The sequence below is a fragment of the Citrobacter sp. RHBSTW-00570 genome (genome assembly GCF_013739755.1).
Classification (GTDB): domain Bacteria; phylum Pseudomonadota; class Gammaproteobacteria; order Enterobacterales; family Enterobacteriaceae; genus Citrobacter; species Citrobacter braakii.
On record NZ_CP056399.1, the window covers coordinates 1008089 to 1024850 of the forward strand.

A 16762-nucleotide genomic window follows, 5' to 3' on the forward strand; every position below is an offset into this window, starting at 1 on the left:
TGATAAAATTTTCGAGTTTACGCCTGCTTTCCCACGATTAGAGGGCGAGGCGCGGGTAGTCAATAAGACGAAAGAGTTAATTGCTTCATAACCCTATTGCAAAATAAGCGGCAGTGCATCTTACATGGTCGGGTATCGTTAGTAACCGACTGTAATATATTGAAAACGCTTATTTTTACTCTGATGTAAGTTATAAGGGCAGATATGTTAAGTATGCGTCGACATGCCAACTTCATTAAACGTTTTAAGTCTTTAAGCTGTTTATTTACGGCAAGCGTTCTTTTCCCTATGCAAATCTCTGCAGCGACATCAGATTATGACGCTTTGGTTATTGAAGCGCGGGGTGGTAATAGTGCACCGTTATTGCGTTATCTAAATAGCTGCGCGGAATAGTAGATCACTGAAAGGGAACTCAGCCCGGATTGTGCGATCTGATCAATCGCCAAACCAACCAAAACCACCAACCGGACTGAGCGATGCCGATCATAGCACCAATACCCCGTGGCGAACGACGCCTGATGCAGAAAGCTATTCATAAAACGCGCGATAAAAATCATGCCCGCAGACTCACGGCCATGCTGATGCTTCATCGGGGTGAACGGGTCAGCGATGTTGCCAGAACTCTCTGTTGTGCCCGTTCATCCGTTGGTCGCTGGATTAACTGGTTTACGCACTCAGGTATTGAAGGCCTGAAATCCTTACCCGCAGGGCGCTCCCGACGCTGGCCTTTTGAACATATCTGCACCCTGTTACGTGAGCTGATAAAGCATTCTCCCGGCGATTTTGGTTATCAACGTTCACGCTGGAGCACCGAATTACTGGCAATAAAAATCAATGAGATAACCGGTTGCCAGTTACATGCAGGAACCGTTCGCCGCTGGTTGCCATCTGCGGGGCTTGTATGGCGCAGGGCCGCGCCAACTCTGCGTATCCGTGACCCACATAAAGATGAAAAGATGGCGGTAATCCACAAAGCGCTGGATGAATGCAGCGCAGAGCATCCGGTATTTTATGAAGATGAAGTGGATATCCACCTTAATCCTAAAATCGGTGCGGACTGGCAGTTGCGCGGACAGCAGAAACGGGTAGTGACGCCGGGGCAGAACGAAAAATACTATCTGGCCGGCGCACTGCACAGTGGCACGGGTAAAGTCAGCTACGTGGGCGGCAACAGCAAAAGTTCAGCGCTGTTTATCGCTCTGCTGAAGCACCTGAAAGCCACTTACCGGCGGGCGAAAACAATCACGCTGATCGTTGATAACTACATTATCCATAAAAGCCGCGAAACACAGCGCTGGTTGAAAGCAAATCCCAAGTTCAGGGTAATTTACCAGCCGGTTTACTCGCCGTGGGTGAATCATGTGGAACGGCTATGGCAGGCACTTCATGACACGATAACCCGTAATCATCAGTGCCGCTCAATGTGGCAGTTACTGAAAAAGGTCCGCCATTTTATGGAAACCGCCAGCCCATTCCCCGGAGGAAAACATGGTCAGGCAAAAGTGTAGCGGTATTAGGCGCAGCTATTTAGAGGATCAGGGAAAGCAAAGCGCGCTAACGCCAAATCAGGTTGCCGACTGGCTGCAAGTTTCCAGTTGGGTTGATAACAACGATAAAGCCACTATTGAAATCTGGCGGCGCTATCGTGGGCAGATGGATGTGCCTGCACGCGGCAAAGTCGCCGCTGCACGTGCGTACCGTAACCAGAAAAACTGGAATGATTCATTGGCGGTATGGGAAAGCGTTTTACAGGAAGAGCCTGACAACGTTGACGTACGCACCGGCTGGATAATGACGTTGGCAGATGCTCGCTACAATCAGCAAGCCCTTACTGAAGCGAATAAATGGGCACAGGCACATCCGGGGGCTGACTCCGATGCGCTACTTGCCTACGTATATCATTCTCAGGGGAAAAACTGGGACGCGCTGTTGGTTGCCAGCCAGGCGGATGACGTTGATCCTGGCAACAAAAATGCAAAATCCACGCTGCTGTCTGCTCTGTCAGCAAACCGTGTTTCCGGACCCGCCTTAAATATGGCGGAGGTAGTGCCTACGGCAGATCCTGTGAAGCGTCGCCTTGAGCTTGATGCGGCCGCCGAAATGGTACGTTCCTCCTATACGTCCGCACGTAATGAAGAAGAGCGGTTTATCGTGGCGGATAAAGCGCTGGCCCGTTATGACCAGTTGCTGGCTGCCTGGAAGGATGAGCCGTCCGCGCAGAATGATGTCCGTCGGGCGAGAATTGACCGCATGGGCGCTTTGCTGGTTCGTAAGCGAACGTCTGAAGTGATTAAGGAATACGAATCGCTTTCTGCGAGCGGCGAAGTGCCAAACTACGCAAAACGCTGGGTAGCATCGGCATGGTTAAGCGAACGCCAGCCAGAAAAAACCGAAGCGATGCTGATGAGCATCTACTACCCGAATGGACCGATTCCCGTTACGCCGCTTGGTCCTGAGGATCAACAGGATCTGTTCTACGCGCATATCGATAATGAAAACTTTGATGCCGCTAAAAAACAGGCCGAAAACCTAATCAAAGAGAGTCCGTACCTGCGACGCATCTATGGTTCGCCAACGCCGCAGCCTAACGATAACTGGCTGCTCGGACAGTCGATGCTGACGCAATATTATATCGCTGCCAATGAGCTACCTGAGGCTGAAAAGCTCGCTGAGCATCTGGCGCGAACAGGTTCAGGTAACCAGGGGCTGCGCATATCTTATGCCTCCGTTCTTGAAGCGCGTGGCTTGCCGCATGCGGCGGAGAAAGAGCTGAAGCTGGCGGAAGTGATTGAGCCAAGTAACCTGGAACTGGAGCGTCAGCAGGCTTATGTTGCGTTGGATCTCCAGGAATGGAGGCAGGCCGATGAACTGACGGATGACGTCATCGCCCGTAGCCCGGATGATGAAGCGACGCTGCGCCTCGCGCGTATTCGTGATGTCCACAAAATGTCGGAAGTGCGCATTAGCGGCACACAAGGGATCTCGTCCGATAGCCCGGTCAGCGGTAAGAATGACTTCAACATCAATACTGCCATTTACAGTCCGCCAATTAACGACAACTGGCGATTGTTTACTGGATTCAACTTTGCTACCGGCGAATTTGAGGAAGGTAAAGGTATCAGCCGCGATCTGGCGGCGGGGGCGGAATGGACTTCCCGCGACTACTGGGCAGAAATGGAAGTCTCTGGCCGAAATTATGGCGATGGTCAGAAAATTGGCGGTCGTCTTTCCGGCTGGCATGACTTCAATGACAACTGGCGCGTAGGCGGTTCGGCCGAGCGCTTGTCGCGTAATACGCCACTGCGCGCGCTGCGTAGCGGCGTGTATGCCAACGGCGGCGATATGTTTGTTCGCTGGTATCAAAACGAACGACGTGAATATCAACTGTCGTTTGCCGCATCACATTTCTCAGATGGTAACGATCGCATCGAATACGGACTCAGCGGAAAAGAGCGCATGTGGACAACGCCGCGCTTCACCCTGGACTTTACCCCGGGCATCGGCGGGAGCACCAACACCAAAGAGAATGTGCCGTATTACAACCCGAAGAGTGATTTTTCCGTGGTACCGGGTCTGAGCGCGGAGCAGGTTCTTTACCGCCATTATGACACCGTGTGGACGCAGCAAGGTCTGGCTGGCGTAGGTGGCTATTGGCAGCAAGGCCAGGACGCTGGTGCCATCGTTCAGGTGGGATACGGACAACGGCTCAAATGGAACAACGTCGTAGATGGCGGGGTGATGCTGATTTGGGATAAACGCCCCTACGACGGTAAACGTGAGCGGAATATCTCCCTCGCTTTCGATTTAAATGTCAGGTTTTAAGGATTGTTCATGCTGAAAAGATGCCTGTGGCTTAGCGCATTAATCGCTGGCTGGTTGATGATTACCGCGTGCAGTAGCGCGCACAATACAACGCCTCGCTACGTTCCTCCCGCAGAGAGAACGCCGCTGACGGCGGATCATCCGTGGCCGAAAAATAGCTTCCTGGTGCTCGGCTACCACGATGTCGAGGATGGTGCCGCCGACCAGCGCTATCTTTCTGTGCGCACCAGCGCGTTGAGCGACCAAATGGCCTGGCTGCGTGATAATGGCTATAACCCGATCAGCGTGCAGCAAATCCTGGACGCCCATGACGGTAAAATCGTGTTGCCGGAAAAAGCGGTATTACTCACCTTTGATGACGGATATAGCAGTTTTTATACCCGCGTCTGGCCGCTGCTGAAAGCCTACAACTGGCCTGCGCTTTGGGCGCCGGTGGGGAGTTGGGTTGATGCTCCCGCCAACAAAAAAGTCGATTTTGGCGGCTTAATGACGGCGCGAGATAAATTCGCCACCTGGAAAATGGTCGAAGAGATGGGCAAATCACCGTTGGTGGAAGTCGGTGCGCACACCTGGAATTCGCATTTCGGTGCACAAGCCAACCCGCAGGGAAGTAAAGAACCGGCGGTGGCGAACCGCCTGTATGATAAGAAAACCGGCACTTACGAAACGGATGAACAGTACACGCGCCGTATAAACGCGGATATCTCTCTCATCACCAACAAGATCAAATCGGTGACCGGGAAATCACCGCGCGCGTGGGTCTGGCCGTACGGTGCGGCCAATGGCACAACGTTAAACCTGGCTAAAGAGCATGGCTATAAGATGGCCTTCACGCTCAACGAAGGGTTGGCGAATGCCGCGTTTCTTGATGACATCCCGCGCGTGCTAATCTCTGATAACCCCTCTCTTAAGCGCTTTGCCAGCCAGGTCGCTCAGGTACGTGAACCGCAGACGATGCGCGTGATGCATGTCGATCTGGATTACGTGTATGACAAGGACCCTGCTCAGCAGAAGCGAAACATCGACAAACTTATCCAGCGCGTTTATGACATGCGTATTTCTCATGTCTTCCTGCAGGCCTACGCCGATCCGCAGGGTGACGGAAATATTCGTGAGCTCTATTTCCCTAACCGCTGGCTGCCGATGCGTGCCGACCTCTTTAACTATATCTCCTGGCAGTTACAAACGCGGGCAGGGGTGACGGTGTATGCCTGGATGCCGGTTCTGGCTTTCGATCTCGACGCTTCCATCCCACGCGTAACTGCCTGGGATCCGAAAACGGGACGTACAGCGATCAACCGCGAGAATTATGTCCGTCTGTCCCCCTGGAGCAGCGAAGCGCGTCAGCGCATCACTGAAATCTATGAAGACCTGGCCAAACACGCCAGCTTCAAAGGGATTTTGTTCCATGACGATGCTTTCCTGACGGACTTTGAAGACGCGTCACCGGAGGCGTTGGCTGCCTACCGCGCCGCAGGGCTTCCCGGAAGCATTGAGCAAATCCGTAGCAATCCACAGGCGTTCGAGCGCTGGACGCGACTGAAAAGTAAGGTGCTGATCGACTTCACCAAACAACTGACCCAGGCGGTGCGTAATATTCGCGGTCCGCAGGTGCAGACGGCGCGCAATATTTACGCCATGCCGGTACTGGAGCCGGAGAGTGAAGCCTGGTTTGCGCAGAACCTGAATGATTTCCTCAATACCTATGACTGGACGGCACCGATGGCGATGCCTTTCATGGAGCAGATCCCGGCTAATGATGCCAACGCCTGGCTCGACAGATTAGTGAATGCCGTTGCACAAACGCCCGGCGCGCTGGACAAAACCGTGTTTGAACTACAGGCACGAGACTGGCGTAAATCCGGGGACGAGGCTGAAATCAGCGGAAAACAAATAGCCGAATGGATGCGCCAGCTGAAATTAAGCGGTGCAGGTAACTACGGCTATTACCCGGATGATTTCATCAGCGACAAACCTGAGATGTCAGAGATTCGCTCGACGTTCTCCTCATACTGGTACCCGCAAAAATGACCGATCGCATAATTGCTTTCCTGATACTTTGCCTGATGTTCAGCCTGCCGTTTGGCGTGGCGGTCATCTTTACAGGTGAAGTGATGTTGAACTTCGTCTTCTTCTGGCCCTTGTTTATGTCTGCTTTGTGGATAAGCGGCGGGGTCTATTTCTGGTTCTACCGTGAGCGTCACTGGAAATGGGGAGATGACACACCGCCACCGACGCTGGAGGGGAATCCGCTGGTTTCCATTCTGATCCCCTGTTTTAACGAAGGGATCAATGCGCGCGAAACCATTGAGGCCGCGCTGGCGCAGCGATATAAAAATATTGAAGTGATTGCCATCAACGATGGTTCAACGGATGACACCCACGACGTGCTGGAACAACTGGCGGTGGAATACCCCAGTCTGCGGGTGATTCATCTGGCTGAAAACCAGGGCAAAGCGCTGGCGCTCAAGACCGGGGCAGCAGCGGCGCGCAGTGATTACCTGGTGTGTATTGATGGCGATGCGTTACTGGACCGTGATGCCGTTGCCTATATTGTGGCGCCGCTGATCCAGTTCCCGCGCGTCGGTGCGGTGACCGGGAACCCACGTATTCGAACCCGCTCCACCTTAATCGGTCGGGTGCAGGTCGGGGAGTTTTCTTCCATTATCGGCTTGATTAAGCGCACTCAGCGAGTTTATGGGCAGATCTTTACCGTTTCCGGCGTGGTTGCTGCGTTTCGTCGTCGCGCGCTGGCCGAGGTCGGTTACTGGAGCCCGGACATGATCACCGAAGACATCGATATCAGTTGGAAGCTGCAATTGCGCCACTGGTCGATATTCTTTGAGCCGCGCGCACTGTGCTGGATCCTGATGCCTGAAACGTTAAGAGGGTTATGGAAACAACGACTGCGCTGGGCGCAAGGCGGTGCGGAGGTGTTTATCGTGAACATGCGCCGCCTGTGGTCATGGGAATATCGCCGTATGTGGCCGCTGTTTTTTGAGTTCTGTTTTTCTACCACCTGGGCGTTTGCCTATGCGATCAGTATCGTGCTGTTCCTGTTAGGGCTGATGATCCCGATGCCGGACTCGCTGTATGTACAACATCTGTTCCCGCCGGCCTTTACTGGGCTTATCCTCGGTGTGGTGTGCTTGCTGCAGTTTGCGGTGAGTCTGATGATTGAGCGGCGCTATGAAAAAGGCATTGGCGCGTCGTTGTTCTGGATTATCTGGTTCCCGGTGGTGTACTGGATGCTAAGCCTGTTCACCACGCTGGTCGCTTTCCCGAAAGTAATGCTCAAACGCAAACGCGGCAGGGCGCGTTGGGTGAGTCCCGATCGTGGAATTGGGAGGATCGAATCATGAGCCAGCCGCTGATCTTTACGGAGCAGCGTTTGCTGCCGCGCATCATTGACGTGCTGTTAACGCTTTTTGCCTGGGTTGGTTTTTTATATTTGATCTATAAAGGGCTGATCACCGCTCTGGCGCACTCACCTTATATAGGCGTGCGACCCTTTTTCACCACGCTGGATACGGTCACGTTTTACATCCTTGTCGCGCTGGTCAACGGACTGGTGCTGATTGGTTGGGCGAAGTACAACCAGTTTCGTTTTCGGGTGGAACGTCGCAGTCGCAGGCCCGGACTGGAAGACCATGAGCTGGCGGAAAGTTTACGTATTACCCGGGAACTGGTGACAGAGCTGAACAAAGCGCGGGTGCTGACGGTTCACCATCATGAAAGTGGTGAAATCAGTCATATCGATGTGGACAGGGACATCGCCGATAACCGTCTACCGCCGCCGACGCCTGCGATGCTGGAGTATTTGCCGCCAGAGCCGCAGCCATCGTTGCAGAAAAGGCCTGAGTGATATTTCTACTTTCAGCTGCTTCCTTCAGCCTCGCACAGGTCTATGATTAGACCCAGACAATAAAAAAATGCGAGGCAATGTCGTGGATAAGGAACTACTGGATGCCGGTTACCGGGCCTATACCGGCGAGAAGATTGACGTCTACTTCAATACGGCGATATGTCAACATTCGGGCAACTGCGTACGGGGAAGCGCAGCGCTTTTTAACCTGAAACGTAAACCGTGGATCATTCCAGATGAAGTGGATGTCGCGACGGCCATTAAAGTGATTGATACCTGTCCGAGCGGTGCGCTGAAATATCGCCAGAAATGAGTGAGGGGACCATGGAAATTCTTGCAGGCCACAACAAATTTTATGTTAACGATGCCGAAGGCAATCAGGTTGCCGAGATTGTCTTCGTGCCGACGGGTGAGCATTTGAGCATCATTGAACATACCGATGTCGACCCCAGCCTGAAAGGCCAGGGGGTCGGTAAACTGCTGGTGGCGAAGGTGGTGGAGAAAATGCGCGCCGAAAACCGCAAAGTTATTCCGCTGTGCCCGTTTGCCAAACATGAGTTTGATAAAACCCGCGAGTATGACGATATTCGCGCCTGATAATCTTACGTACGCCGGAAGGCATGACCGCCGTCCGGCGCATCACTCCCGATGCAGCAAATCCTGATAAATTCCCGTCAATACACCTTGTGGGCCAAACTCTTTTTTAATCCATTGGGTTACACGACCGGTGGCCGAATGCTGGGTCGCCAGCAGCATCCGTGAATCCTGACGCGGGTTGTGGATCTGCCGTGTGACCAGCAACGACTTTTCCATCGCCTCGCGCACCATATAGTCCGGCAGAAAACCGATGCCCTCACCCAGGATCTGGCACTGGCATTTGGTATTAAAATCAGGAACCAGAATCGACTCCTGTCCGTGTAACAGCCAGCCGACCTTCTTGTTGATGGTGTGCGCGGTGTCTTCCACCATGATGTTCGGGTACAGGCGCAGCTGGCTCTCAGAAATCGGTTCAGGCATAAAAGCCAGCGGATGATCCGGGGCAATCGCAAACGACCAACGGATCGCGCCGATCTCGGTGTAATCAATTCCCCCGCCGTCCAGTAACGTATCCGGCGCGCCGATAGCGATGTTGGCGAGGTTGTTAATGATCGAATCCCAGACGCCGTTATACACCTCGGTGGTGACGGTTATCTGGCAGGTTGGAAACTGTTTCTTGAGTACCTGCAGCAGTCGTGCCGTATGTTGAGGGGTATACAACAGTTGATTAATACAGATGCGTACCCGGGCTTCAATGCCCTGAGCAATGGTATCAATACTGCGCTTGATGGCGTGGAAATCGTTGAGCAGGTCGGTCGCCTTGCGAAACAGATAGCGTCCGGACTCAGTCAGCTCAATGCTGCGGGTACTGCGGGTAAACAGCACCACGTCGAGCCCCAGCTCCATGCGCTTAATGGTGTAACTAATTGCTGATGTGGTTAAGCCAAGTTCCTCAGCCGCCTTGCTGAAGCTGCTGTAGCGGGCTGCCATCGTAAATGCCAGCAGGTTTTCCTCGGTAAAAATTGAATTCATCTTCCTCCCCTCCGGCGACAAACGCGCATCTGCGACGCGATGATTGTTGAATGTATTTGTAATCCTTATGCAGAGCAATCAGTTTTGAACAGAATTTAACACTAGTTTTACAATTGATTTGAAGGCAATCACACTTCTGTATATTAATTGCAGGCCGCTATCCGTGTAGCATCACGCCTGATTTTCCTGACAACTGATTAATGGCTAAAAGCGGCTCTGTCATAAGGAAAAGATTGCACTACAGCACGTTTTGTTCTCATTGTTAAATTTGATTCAATAATCGACACGCTTACGATGAATGAAATTTAAGCGGATATTATTCTCTGCACTCTGTTGCTATTCTCAGCTTATCGGATATTTAAAAAGTCTAAAAAACTGCAGGAGAGCGATTATGTCAGAGAAAGAACTCATTACTGAATTTCTGCTGGCGGCAGAGCAGGGTGATGCCGATGGATTAAAATCCTGCCTGGCAAAAAATGTGGATATTAATGCCACTAACCGCCAGGGGCGCACTGCCATAATTATTGCCAGCCTGAATAAACATTATGACTGTGTTTCTTTATTGATTGCCGCCGGTGCTGATATTAATAAACAGGATCAAACCTGTTTTAATCCATTCCTGATTAGCTGTCTGACTAACGATTTAACGCTGCTGCGTACCGTATTACCGGCCAACCCCGATCTCAATTGCCTGAGCCGTTTTGGCGGCGTTGGTATTACGCCAGCCAGCGAAAAAGGTCATGTAGAGATCGTGCGCGAACTGCTGCTGCGTACCGATATCAATGTTAATCATACCAACTTTGTCGGCTGGACGCCGTTACTGGAAGCCATCGTGCTTAATGACGGCGGCGCGAAACAGCAGGAAATCGTCAAGCTGCTGCTCGACCATGGCGCAAACCCGCACATGACGGATAAATACGGTAAAACCCCGCTGGAGCTGGCGCGGGAGAAAGGATACCACGAAATTGCCGAGCTGCTGATTGCGGCCGGAGCCTGACAGAGGAGCGCCACTATCGCTACGCCATCACGGCGATGCGTACGGGCGCTAACCGCAGACGGCGCGTTTCTGGCTTTCCGGGGAACGGGACGGGTTGAACAGGTTTTTTCCCGCGCGGTAAACCTGTTGATACCCGAACAGCAGCGGTTGCTGACGTTACTGAGTGAAGGTAGTGATAACGCGCCTAACAGCTGTCGGCTGGCGCTGACGCATTGTGAAGAGCTGTTTCACCCCGGTGAGAGAGTCAGTTTTACCGAATCGGGGATAGCCGTTGGCAACGATAAATGGATAGAAACTTCCGGTTGTCTGCCGTGGCGCATACCACGGTGGAGGCTTGATGCAATAAGCCTTGCTGCAATCCGCTGGCTGCGCTGGGAAGAGGTTATCCGCCAACAGCTAAGAAGCGCTGACACATTATTTCTGTACCAGGGGGATAACCCGTTTTATCTGGAAATCACCCGCCAATTACTTAATCGCCGGCAAACATTACTGGCGGCGTTGCATACAGGAGAAAATATCTCTACAGCGGTCAGCCATTTAATTGGTCTGGGGATTGGTTTGACGCCTTCATCTGATGATTATTTAGTGGGTTTAAGCACTATTTTATTTATTCCTGGACATCCGCTGGGGAAATATCGTGATGATTTTTTAGCAGCCTTACAACGTGCCGGAAATAATACCACGCTACTCAGCAAAATAACGCTAGAGGAAGCCTTTCATCAACGTTATCGGGAAAGCGTCGGACGGCTGCTGAACCATATTATTACTGAGCAACAACCCGTTTCTACGCAATATATTACTGACATTAAAAATATCGGCTCAAGTTCTGGCTGCGACATGCTGTATGGCATGGCGGATGCCTGCGCCCTGAGCCACAGGTCCGGAGGGAATTATGTCGATCAGGATAGTTGTTAAAAAGAATACGTATTTTGATTCTGTCTCACTGATGTCTATCTCCACACGCGCAAATAAGCTCGATGGCGTTGAGCAGGCGTTCGTGGCTATGGCGACAGAAATGAATAAGGGCGTACTGAAGAATCTCGGTCTGCTCACGCCTGAACTTGAAGAGGCGAAAAGTGGCGACCTGATGATTGTCATTAAAGGTGCCAGCGAGGCGGCGAACGATCAGACGCTGGTGGCGATTGAAGACTTGTTTACGCATAAAGAGCAAGGGGGGCAGCATGAAGCGCGCTATGCCACGCTTGCCAGTGCGAAGAAGCATGTTCCTGACAGCAACCTGGCGGTGATCTCGGTCAATGGTCTGTTTGCCGCGCGTGAAGCGCGTCAGGCGCTGCAAAATAACCTCAACGTGATGCTGTTCTCTGACAACGTCTCTCTTGAAGACGAACTGGCGCTCAAGCAGCTGGCGCATGAAAAAGGGCTGCTGATGATGGGGCCCGATTGCGGAACCGCCATTATTAACGGCGCGGCGCTGTGTTTTGGCAATGCGGTGCGTCGCGGCAACATCGGAATTGTTGGCGCCTCCGGTACCGGTAGCCAGGAGCTGAGCGTACGCATTCACGAGTTTGGCGGCGGGATTTCCCAACTGATTGGCACCGGTGGACGCGATCTGAGCGAAAAGATTGGCGGCCTGATGATGCTTGACGCGATTGGTATGCTGGAGGCCGATCCGCAAACCGAGATCATCGCGCTTATCTCCAAACCTCCTGCGCCAACAGTAGCGCGCAAGGTGCTGGAACGTGCGCGCGCCTGCCATAAGCCCGTCGTGGTGTGTTTCCTCGGACGTGAAGCCGCGCCTGCGGATGAAAACGGTCTGCTGTTTGCACGCGGCACTAAAGAGGCGGCGCTGAAAGCGGTACTGCTGACTGGCGTGAAAAAAGAGAGTCTGGATCTGCATCCGCTCAACTGGCCGCTGATTGAAGAGGTCCGCGCCCGCCTGACCCCGCAGCAAAAGTACATTCGCGGCTTGTTCTGTGGCGGCACGCTGTGCGATGAGGCGATGTTTGCTGCCATGGAAAAACATGCGGAAGTTTACAGCAACATTCATCCGGATCCGGCTTTTCGCCTGACAGATCTCAACCGCAGCGTGGGACATACCTTCCTTGATTTCGGAGATGACGATTTTACCAACGGTAAACCGCACCCGATGATCGATCCAACCAACCGCATTAGTCGTCTGTTGCAGGAAGCACGCGATCCTGAAGTCGGCGTGATTGTTATGGACTTCGTTCTTGGATATGGATCACATGAAGATCCGGTTGGCGTGATGATCGAGGCGATCGTCGAAGCCAAAGCGATCGCCGCCGCAGAGGGGCGTCCGCTTGAGATCCTCGGCTACGTGCTGGGAACCGATCTCGATACGCCGTCGCTGGAAAAACAGTGCCAGATGCTGACCGATGCAGGCGTGATCTGGGCGAGCAGTAGCACCAATACCGGATTGCTGGCGCGTGAATTTATCTGTAAAGGGGAGGAAGCCTGATGAGCCAGACACTGTTTAACCAGCCGCTGAACGTGATTAACGTCGGCATCGCGATGTTCAGCGATGACCTGAAAAAGCAGAATGTTCCCGTGACCCAGCTCGACTGGACGCCGCCGGGCCAGGGCAACATGCAGGTCGTGGCCGCACTGGACGAAATTGCCGATTCGCCGCTGGCTGACAAAATCGCTGCCGCTAACCAGCAGGCGCTGGAACGCATTATCCAGTCGCATCCGGTGCTGATTGGCTATGACCAGGCGATCAACGTCGTGCCGGGCATGACCCGCAACACCATCCTGCACGCCGGACCGCCCATCTGCTGGGAAAAAATGTGCGGCGCAATGAAGGGCGCGGTCACCGGGGCTTTGGTGTTTGAAGGACTGGCGAAAGATCTGGATGAAGCCGCCGACCTGGCCGCCTCGGGTGAAATCATCTTCTCACCGTGCCACGAGCATGACTGTGTCGGTTCGATGGCGGGTGTGACGTCGGCGTCGATGTTTATGCACATCGTCGAGAACAAAACCTACGGCAACCGCGCATATACCAATATGAGCGAGCAGATGGCGAAGATCCTGCGCATGGGCGCGAACGATCAGAGCGTTATCGATCGCCTGAACTGGATGCGCGATGTGATGGGACCGATGCTGCGCGACGCCATGAAGCTGGCGGGCGAAATCGATCTGCGCCTGATGCTGGCGCAGGCGCTGCACATGGGCGATGAGTGTCATAACCGCAACAATGCCGGGACGGCGCTACTGATACAGGCACTGACGCCGTGGATTATTCAGACCGGCTATCCGGTTGAGCAGCAGCGTGAGGTATTCGAGTTCGTCCTCAGCAGCGATTACTTCTCCGGACCGACCTGGATGGCGATGTGTAAAGCCGCAATGGATGCCGCACACGGGATCGAATACAGCACCGTAGTCACGACGATGGCGCGTAACGGCGTTGAATTCGGTCTGCGCATCAGCGGCTTACCGGGTCAGTGGTTTACCGGTCCGGCGCAGCAGGTGATTGGCCCAATGTTTGCGGGCTATAAGCCCGAAGATTCCGGACGTGATATCGGTGATAGCGCAATTACCGAAACCTACGGCATCGGCGGTTTTGCCATGGCCACGGCACCGGCCATCGTGGCGCTGGTGGGCGGTACGGTTGAAGAGGCGGTCGATTTCTCTCGCCAGATGCGTGAAATCACTCTCGGCGAAAACCCCAACGTTACCATTCCGTTACTTGGTTTTATGGGCGTACCGACCGCTATCGACATTACGCGCGTGGGTAGCACCGGCATTCTGCCGGTGATTAACACCGCAATTGCGCACAAAGATGCGGGGATCGGCATGATCGGTGCCGGAATAGTCCATCCGCCGTTCGCCTGTTTTGAAAAGGCGATCCTCAACTGGCGCGACCGCTACTGCCAATAACAACAATCGGGGCTAACGCTGTTAGCCCCGCAGTAGCGAAGCAAAAAACGTTGCTTACCTGCAGGGCTGGGCGATCCCCGGGATCGCAAACGATGCTTAACCTGTTAAGGATATTCCATGAACAGCATAAAACTAGAATGGAAACGTGGTGACTGGGCTGCTTACTTTGGGCTGATGACCAACAACCTGACTAACCTGCTGACAATGATGGGGCTGCTCATTTTTGTCGTCGGGATCCCTACCGAAATTGTCTATGGTCGCATTGCGCCTGCCTTTGGTCTGGCGGTGCTGGTGGCCAGCGTCTGCTACGCCTGGTTTGGCCTGCAGATGGCAAAGCACACCGGGCGTAAAGACGTGACGGCGCTGCCGTCCGGGCCGAGCGCACCGTCAATTTTTACCGTGACCTTCCTGGTGCTAATGCCGGTATATCAGCAAACCAAAGATGCCAACTTTGCTATCCAGATAGCCCTGGTGTGGTGCTTTGTGGAAGCGTTGATCCTGGTCGGCGGCTCCTTCCTGGGCGAGACCATCCGCAAGATGATCCCGCGTACGGTATTACTTTCTTGTCTGTCCGGTCTGGGACTGTTGCTGCTGGCGATGAACCCGATGCTGCAGGCATTTGAAGCGCCGACCGTCTCTTTCATCGTCTTGTTGTTGATCTTCATTAACTGGTTCGGTAAGAAGCCGATTTTTGCCCGCATCCCCACCGGTTTGCTGCTGCTGATTGCCGGTACAGCGTTGGCGTGGATCTCCGGTTTGCAAAGCCCGGAAGCCATTAAATCTTCGATGTCTTCCTTTGGCTTCAACCCGCCGGAAATCCATGTCGACAGCTTCCTGCAGGGTTTGCCGCACGCGCTGCCGTACCTGGCTTCTGCGGTTCCTTTGGGTCTGGCGAACTACATTTTTGACCTTGAGAATATTGAAAGTGCGCATGCGGCGGGTGATGAGTACAACACCCGTAAGGTCATGATGGCGAACGGTTTTGCCTCCATGCTCGGCTGCATGCTGGGCAACCCATTCCCGGTGACCGTATATGTTGGGCATGCGGGCTGGAAAGCGATGGGGGCCAGCATCGGTTATACCCTCGCTTCAGGCATCACCATGTTCCTGGTACCGCTGTTTGGGCTGGGGGCGTTTATGCTCGCGATTATTCCGATGACTGCGATAGTGCCGATTCTGGTGTTTATCGGCGTGGTGACCGCCAACCAGGTGGTGCGAGAGACGCCCAAAGTCGAGGTTCCCGTTATCTTTATCTGCTTGTTCCCGTGGATCGCTAACTGGGCGTTGACCATCGTCAACAGCGTGATGGGCGCCGCCGGAACATCCGCGGGGAAACTGGGTAGCGACCTGCTGCACAGCAAAGGTGTCTATTACGATGGGCTGGTGCATCTGGGAAGCGGCGCGCCGCTGGCCAGTATGCTGTGGGGCTGCGTCGCTATCTTCGCCATTATGAATAAGCCGCTGCGTGGGGCGATTGCCGCAGCTTTTGGCGCGCTGTTATCGCTGTTTGGTGTGATTCACTCTCCGGCGGTTGGCTTTGCAGAAGGCAGTTCGATGATGTTTGTTGTGGCCTACCTGATGATGAGCGGCATGTTTGTCCTCAAGCATGTTCTTGATAGCCGTGAAGCGGTGACTGCGCCTGAGCAGGAACCGACGAAAACGACCTGAATCGCCTGTAAGCGGAAGATAACACTATGAAAGAACTTGTGGTCGTTGCCATTGGCGGCAACAGCATTATCAAAGATAACGCCAGCCAGTCGATTGAGCACCAGGCTGAAGCGGTGAAAGCTGTGGCGGATACGGTGCTGGAGATGTTGGCATCGGACTACAACATTGTGCTGACGCACGGAAACGGGCCGCAGGTGGGGCTGGATCTACGGCGTGCGGAAATCGCGCATGAGCGTGAAGGGTTGCCGCTCACCCCGCTGGCAAACTGCGTCGCCGATACGCAGGGCGGGATCGGCTATCTGATCCAACAGGCGCTGAACAACCGCCTGGCGCGGCGCGGTGAGCAGAAGGCGGTTACGGTGGTCACGCAGGTGGAGGTCGACAAAAACGATCCGGGCTTCGCTAACCCGACCAAGCCTATCGGCGCGTTCTTTAGCGAAGCGCAGCGCGATGAACTGCAGCGGGTCAATCCGGGCTGGCGCTTTGTTGAAGATTCGGGACGCGGCTACCGCCGGGTCGTCGCCTCTCCGGAACCGAAGCGTATTGTCGAGGCGGAGGCGATCAAAACGCTGACCCAGCAAGGTTTTGTGGTGATTGGCGCGGGTGGCGGTGGGATCCCGGTGGTGCGTAGCGATCAGGGGGATTATCAGAGCGTGGATGCGGTGATTGATAAAGATCTCTCCACGGCTCTGCTGGCGCAGGAGATCCGCGCTGACATTCTGGTGATCACCACCGGCGTCGAGCAGGTCTGTATTCATTTTGGCAAACCCAACCAGCAGGCGCTGGATAAGGTGGATGTCGCAACGATGACCCGTTACATGCAGGAGGGACATTTCCCGCCGGGGAGCATGTTACCCAAAATCGTTGCCAGTCTGGCGTTCCTGGCGCGTGGCGGTAAGCGAGTGATCATCACCACGCCGGAATGCCTGCCGGCCGCACTGCGCGGCGAAACGGGCACCCATATTGTCCATTCCTGAGAGGAA

At 53.9% G+C, this 16762-nt stretch carries 13 protein-coding genes and 1 pseudogene; 13 read left to right on the forward strand and 1 reads right to left on the reverse strand.

Annotation, left to right across the window (positions count from 1 at the left end; genetic code table 11):
• Positions 1–476 precede the first annotated feature (476 nt).
• The 7 genes and pseudogenes from HV237_RS04860 (at position 477) to HV237_RS04890 (ending at position 8284) form a co-directional block, all read left to right on the forward strand.
• Positions 477–1508, forward strand: a complete 1032-nt coding sequence (locus HV237_RS04860; protein WP_046092923.1) for an IS630-like element ISEc33 family transposase — start codon at positions 477–479, stop codon at positions 1506–1508.
• A gap of 16 nt (positions 1509–1524) precedes the next feature.
• Positions 1525–3822 (forward strand): annotated as a pseudogene (gene pgaA, locus HV237_RS04865) (poly-beta-1,6 N-acetyl-D-glucosamine export porin PgaA); the annotation flags it as partial.
• A 9-nt stretch (positions 3823–3831) separates the two neighbouring features.
• Positions 3832–5853, forward strand: a complete 2022-nt coding sequence (pgaB, locus tag HV237_RS04870) for a poly-beta-1,6-N-acetyl-D-glucosamine N-deacetylase PgaB (protein WP_016157399.1) — start codon at positions 3832–3834, stop codon at positions 5851–5853.
• Positions 5850–7184, forward strand: coding sequence for a poly-beta-1,6-N-acetyl-D-glucosamine synthase (pgaC, locus tag HV237_RS04875; protein ID WP_016154305.1), 1335 nt, complete (start codon positions 5850–5852; stop codon positions 7182–7184). The genes pgaB and pgaC overlap by 4 nt, the downstream gene beginning before the upstream one ends.
• Positions 7181–7687, forward strand: coding sequence for a poly-beta-1,6-N-acetyl-D-glucosamine biosynthesis protein PgaD (pgaD, locus tag HV237_RS04880; protein WP_046276119.1), 507 nt, complete (start codon positions 7181–7183; stop codon positions 7685–7687). The genes pgaC and pgaD overlap by 4 nt, the downstream gene beginning before the upstream one ends.
• 82 nt (positions 7688–7769) lie before the next feature.
• A complete protein-coding gene (gene yjdI / locus HV237_RS04885) occupies positions 7770–8000 on the forward strand; it encodes a 4Fe-4S mono-cluster protein YjdI (RefSeq protein WP_047357851.1) in 231 nt (76 codons plus the stop codon).
• An 11-nt stretch (positions 8001–8011) separates the two neighbouring features.
• A complete protein-coding gene (locus HV237_RS04890; protein WP_016157396.1) occupies positions 8012–8284 on the forward strand; it encodes a GNAT family N-acetyltransferase in 273 nt (90 codons plus the stop codon).
• 42 nt (positions 8285–8326) lie between these two features.
• Here HV237_RS04890 and HV237_RS04895 read toward each other — a convergent pair whose 3' ends face one another.
• The gene (locus HV237_RS04895) at positions 8327–9256 is read right to left on the reverse strand and encodes a LysR substrate-binding domain-containing protein (RefSeq protein WP_016154301.1); all 930 of its coding nucleotides are present in this window, start codon (positions 9254–9256) and stop codon (positions 8327–8329) included.
• Positions 9257–9647: 391 nt separating this feature from the next.
• On the opposite strand from HV237_RS04895, the gene HV237_RS04900 reads away from it, so the two are divergent.
• The 6 genes from HV237_RS04900 (at position 9648) to HV237_RS04925 (ending at position 16756) form a co-directional block, all read left to right on the forward strand.
• Positions 9648–10253: an ankyrin repeat domain-containing protein gene (locus HV237_RS04900; protein ID WP_016157395.1), complete on the forward strand. Its 606-nt coding sequence runs from the start codon at positions 9648–9650 to the stop codon at positions 10251–10253.
• A 126-nt stretch (positions 10254–10379) separates the two neighbouring features.
• Complete coding sequence (locus HV237_RS04905) at positions 10380–11168, forward strand: DUF2877 domain-containing protein (RefSeq protein WP_047357810.1); 789 nt, start codon at positions 10380–10382, stop codon at positions 11166–11168.
• Positions 11146–12693: an acyl-CoA synthetase FdrA gene (gene fdrA, locus HV237_RS04910; protein ID WP_016157393.1), complete on the forward strand. Its 1548-nt coding sequence runs from the start codon at positions 11146–11148 to the stop codon at positions 12691–12693. The genes HV237_RS04905 and fdrA overlap by 23 nt, the downstream gene beginning before the upstream one ends.
• A complete protein-coding gene (locus HV237_RS04915) occupies positions 12693–14111 on the forward strand; it encodes a DUF1116 domain-containing protein (protein ID WP_016154297.1) in 1419 nt (472 codons plus the stop codon). The genes fdrA and HV237_RS04915 overlap by 1 nt, the downstream gene beginning before the upstream one ends.
• Positions 14112–14228: 117 nt before the next feature.
• Positions 14229–15779 (forward strand): hypothetical protein, encoded by a 1551-nt coding sequence (locus HV237_RS04920; RefSeq protein ID WP_016154296.1) that lies wholly within the window; start codon positions 14229–14231, stop codon positions 15777–15779.
• Between the two features lie 26 nt (positions 15780–15805).
• Positions 15806–16756, forward strand: a complete 951-nt coding sequence (locus tag HV237_RS04925; protein WP_016154295.1) for a carbamate kinase family protein — start codon at positions 15806–15808, stop codon at positions 16754–16756.
• Positions 16757–16762: the final 6 nt, after the last annotated feature.

Coding starts and splice junctions, on each gene's coding strand:
- HV237_RS04860 (WP_046092923.1), top strand. CDS start 477: ATGCCGATCATAGCACCAATACCCCGTGGCGAACGACGCCTGATGCAG.
- pgaB (WP_016157399.1), top strand. CDS start 3,832: ATGCTGAAAAGATGCCTGTGGCTTAGCGCATTAATCGCTGGCTGGTTG.
- pgaC (WP_016154305.1), top strand. CDS start 5,850: ATGACCGATCGCATAATTGCTTTCCTGATACTTTGCCTGATGTTCAGC.
- pgaD (WP_046276119.1), top strand. CDS start 7,181: ATGAGCCAGCCGCTGATCTTTACGGAGCAGCGTTTGCTGCCGCGCATC.
- HV237_RS04890 (WP_016157396.1), top strand. CDS start 8,012: ATGGAAATTCTTGCAGGCCACAACAAATTTTATGTTAACGATGCCGAA.
- HV237_RS04895 (WP_016154301.1), bottom strand. CDS start 9,256: ATGAATTCAATTTTTACCGAGGAAAACCTGCTGGCATTTACGATGGCA.
- HV237_RS04900 (WP_016157395.1), top strand. CDS start 9,648: ATGTCAGAGAAAGAACTCATTACTGAATTTCTGCTGGCGGCAGAGCAG.
- fdrA (WP_016157393.1), top strand. CDS start 11,146: ATGTCGATCAGGATAGTTGTTAAAAAGAATACGTATTTTGATTCTGTC.
- HV237_RS04915 (WP_016154297.1), top strand. CDS start 12,693: ATGAGCCAGACACTGTTTAACCAGCCGCTGAACGTGATTAACGTCGGC.
- HV237_RS04920 (WP_016154296.1), top strand. CDS start 14,229: ATGAACAGCATAAAACTAGAATGGAAACGTGGTGACTGGGCTGCTTAC.
- HV237_RS04925 (WP_016154295.1), top strand. CDS start 15,806: ATGAAAGAACTTGTGGTCGTTGCCATTGGCGGCAACAGCATTATCAAA.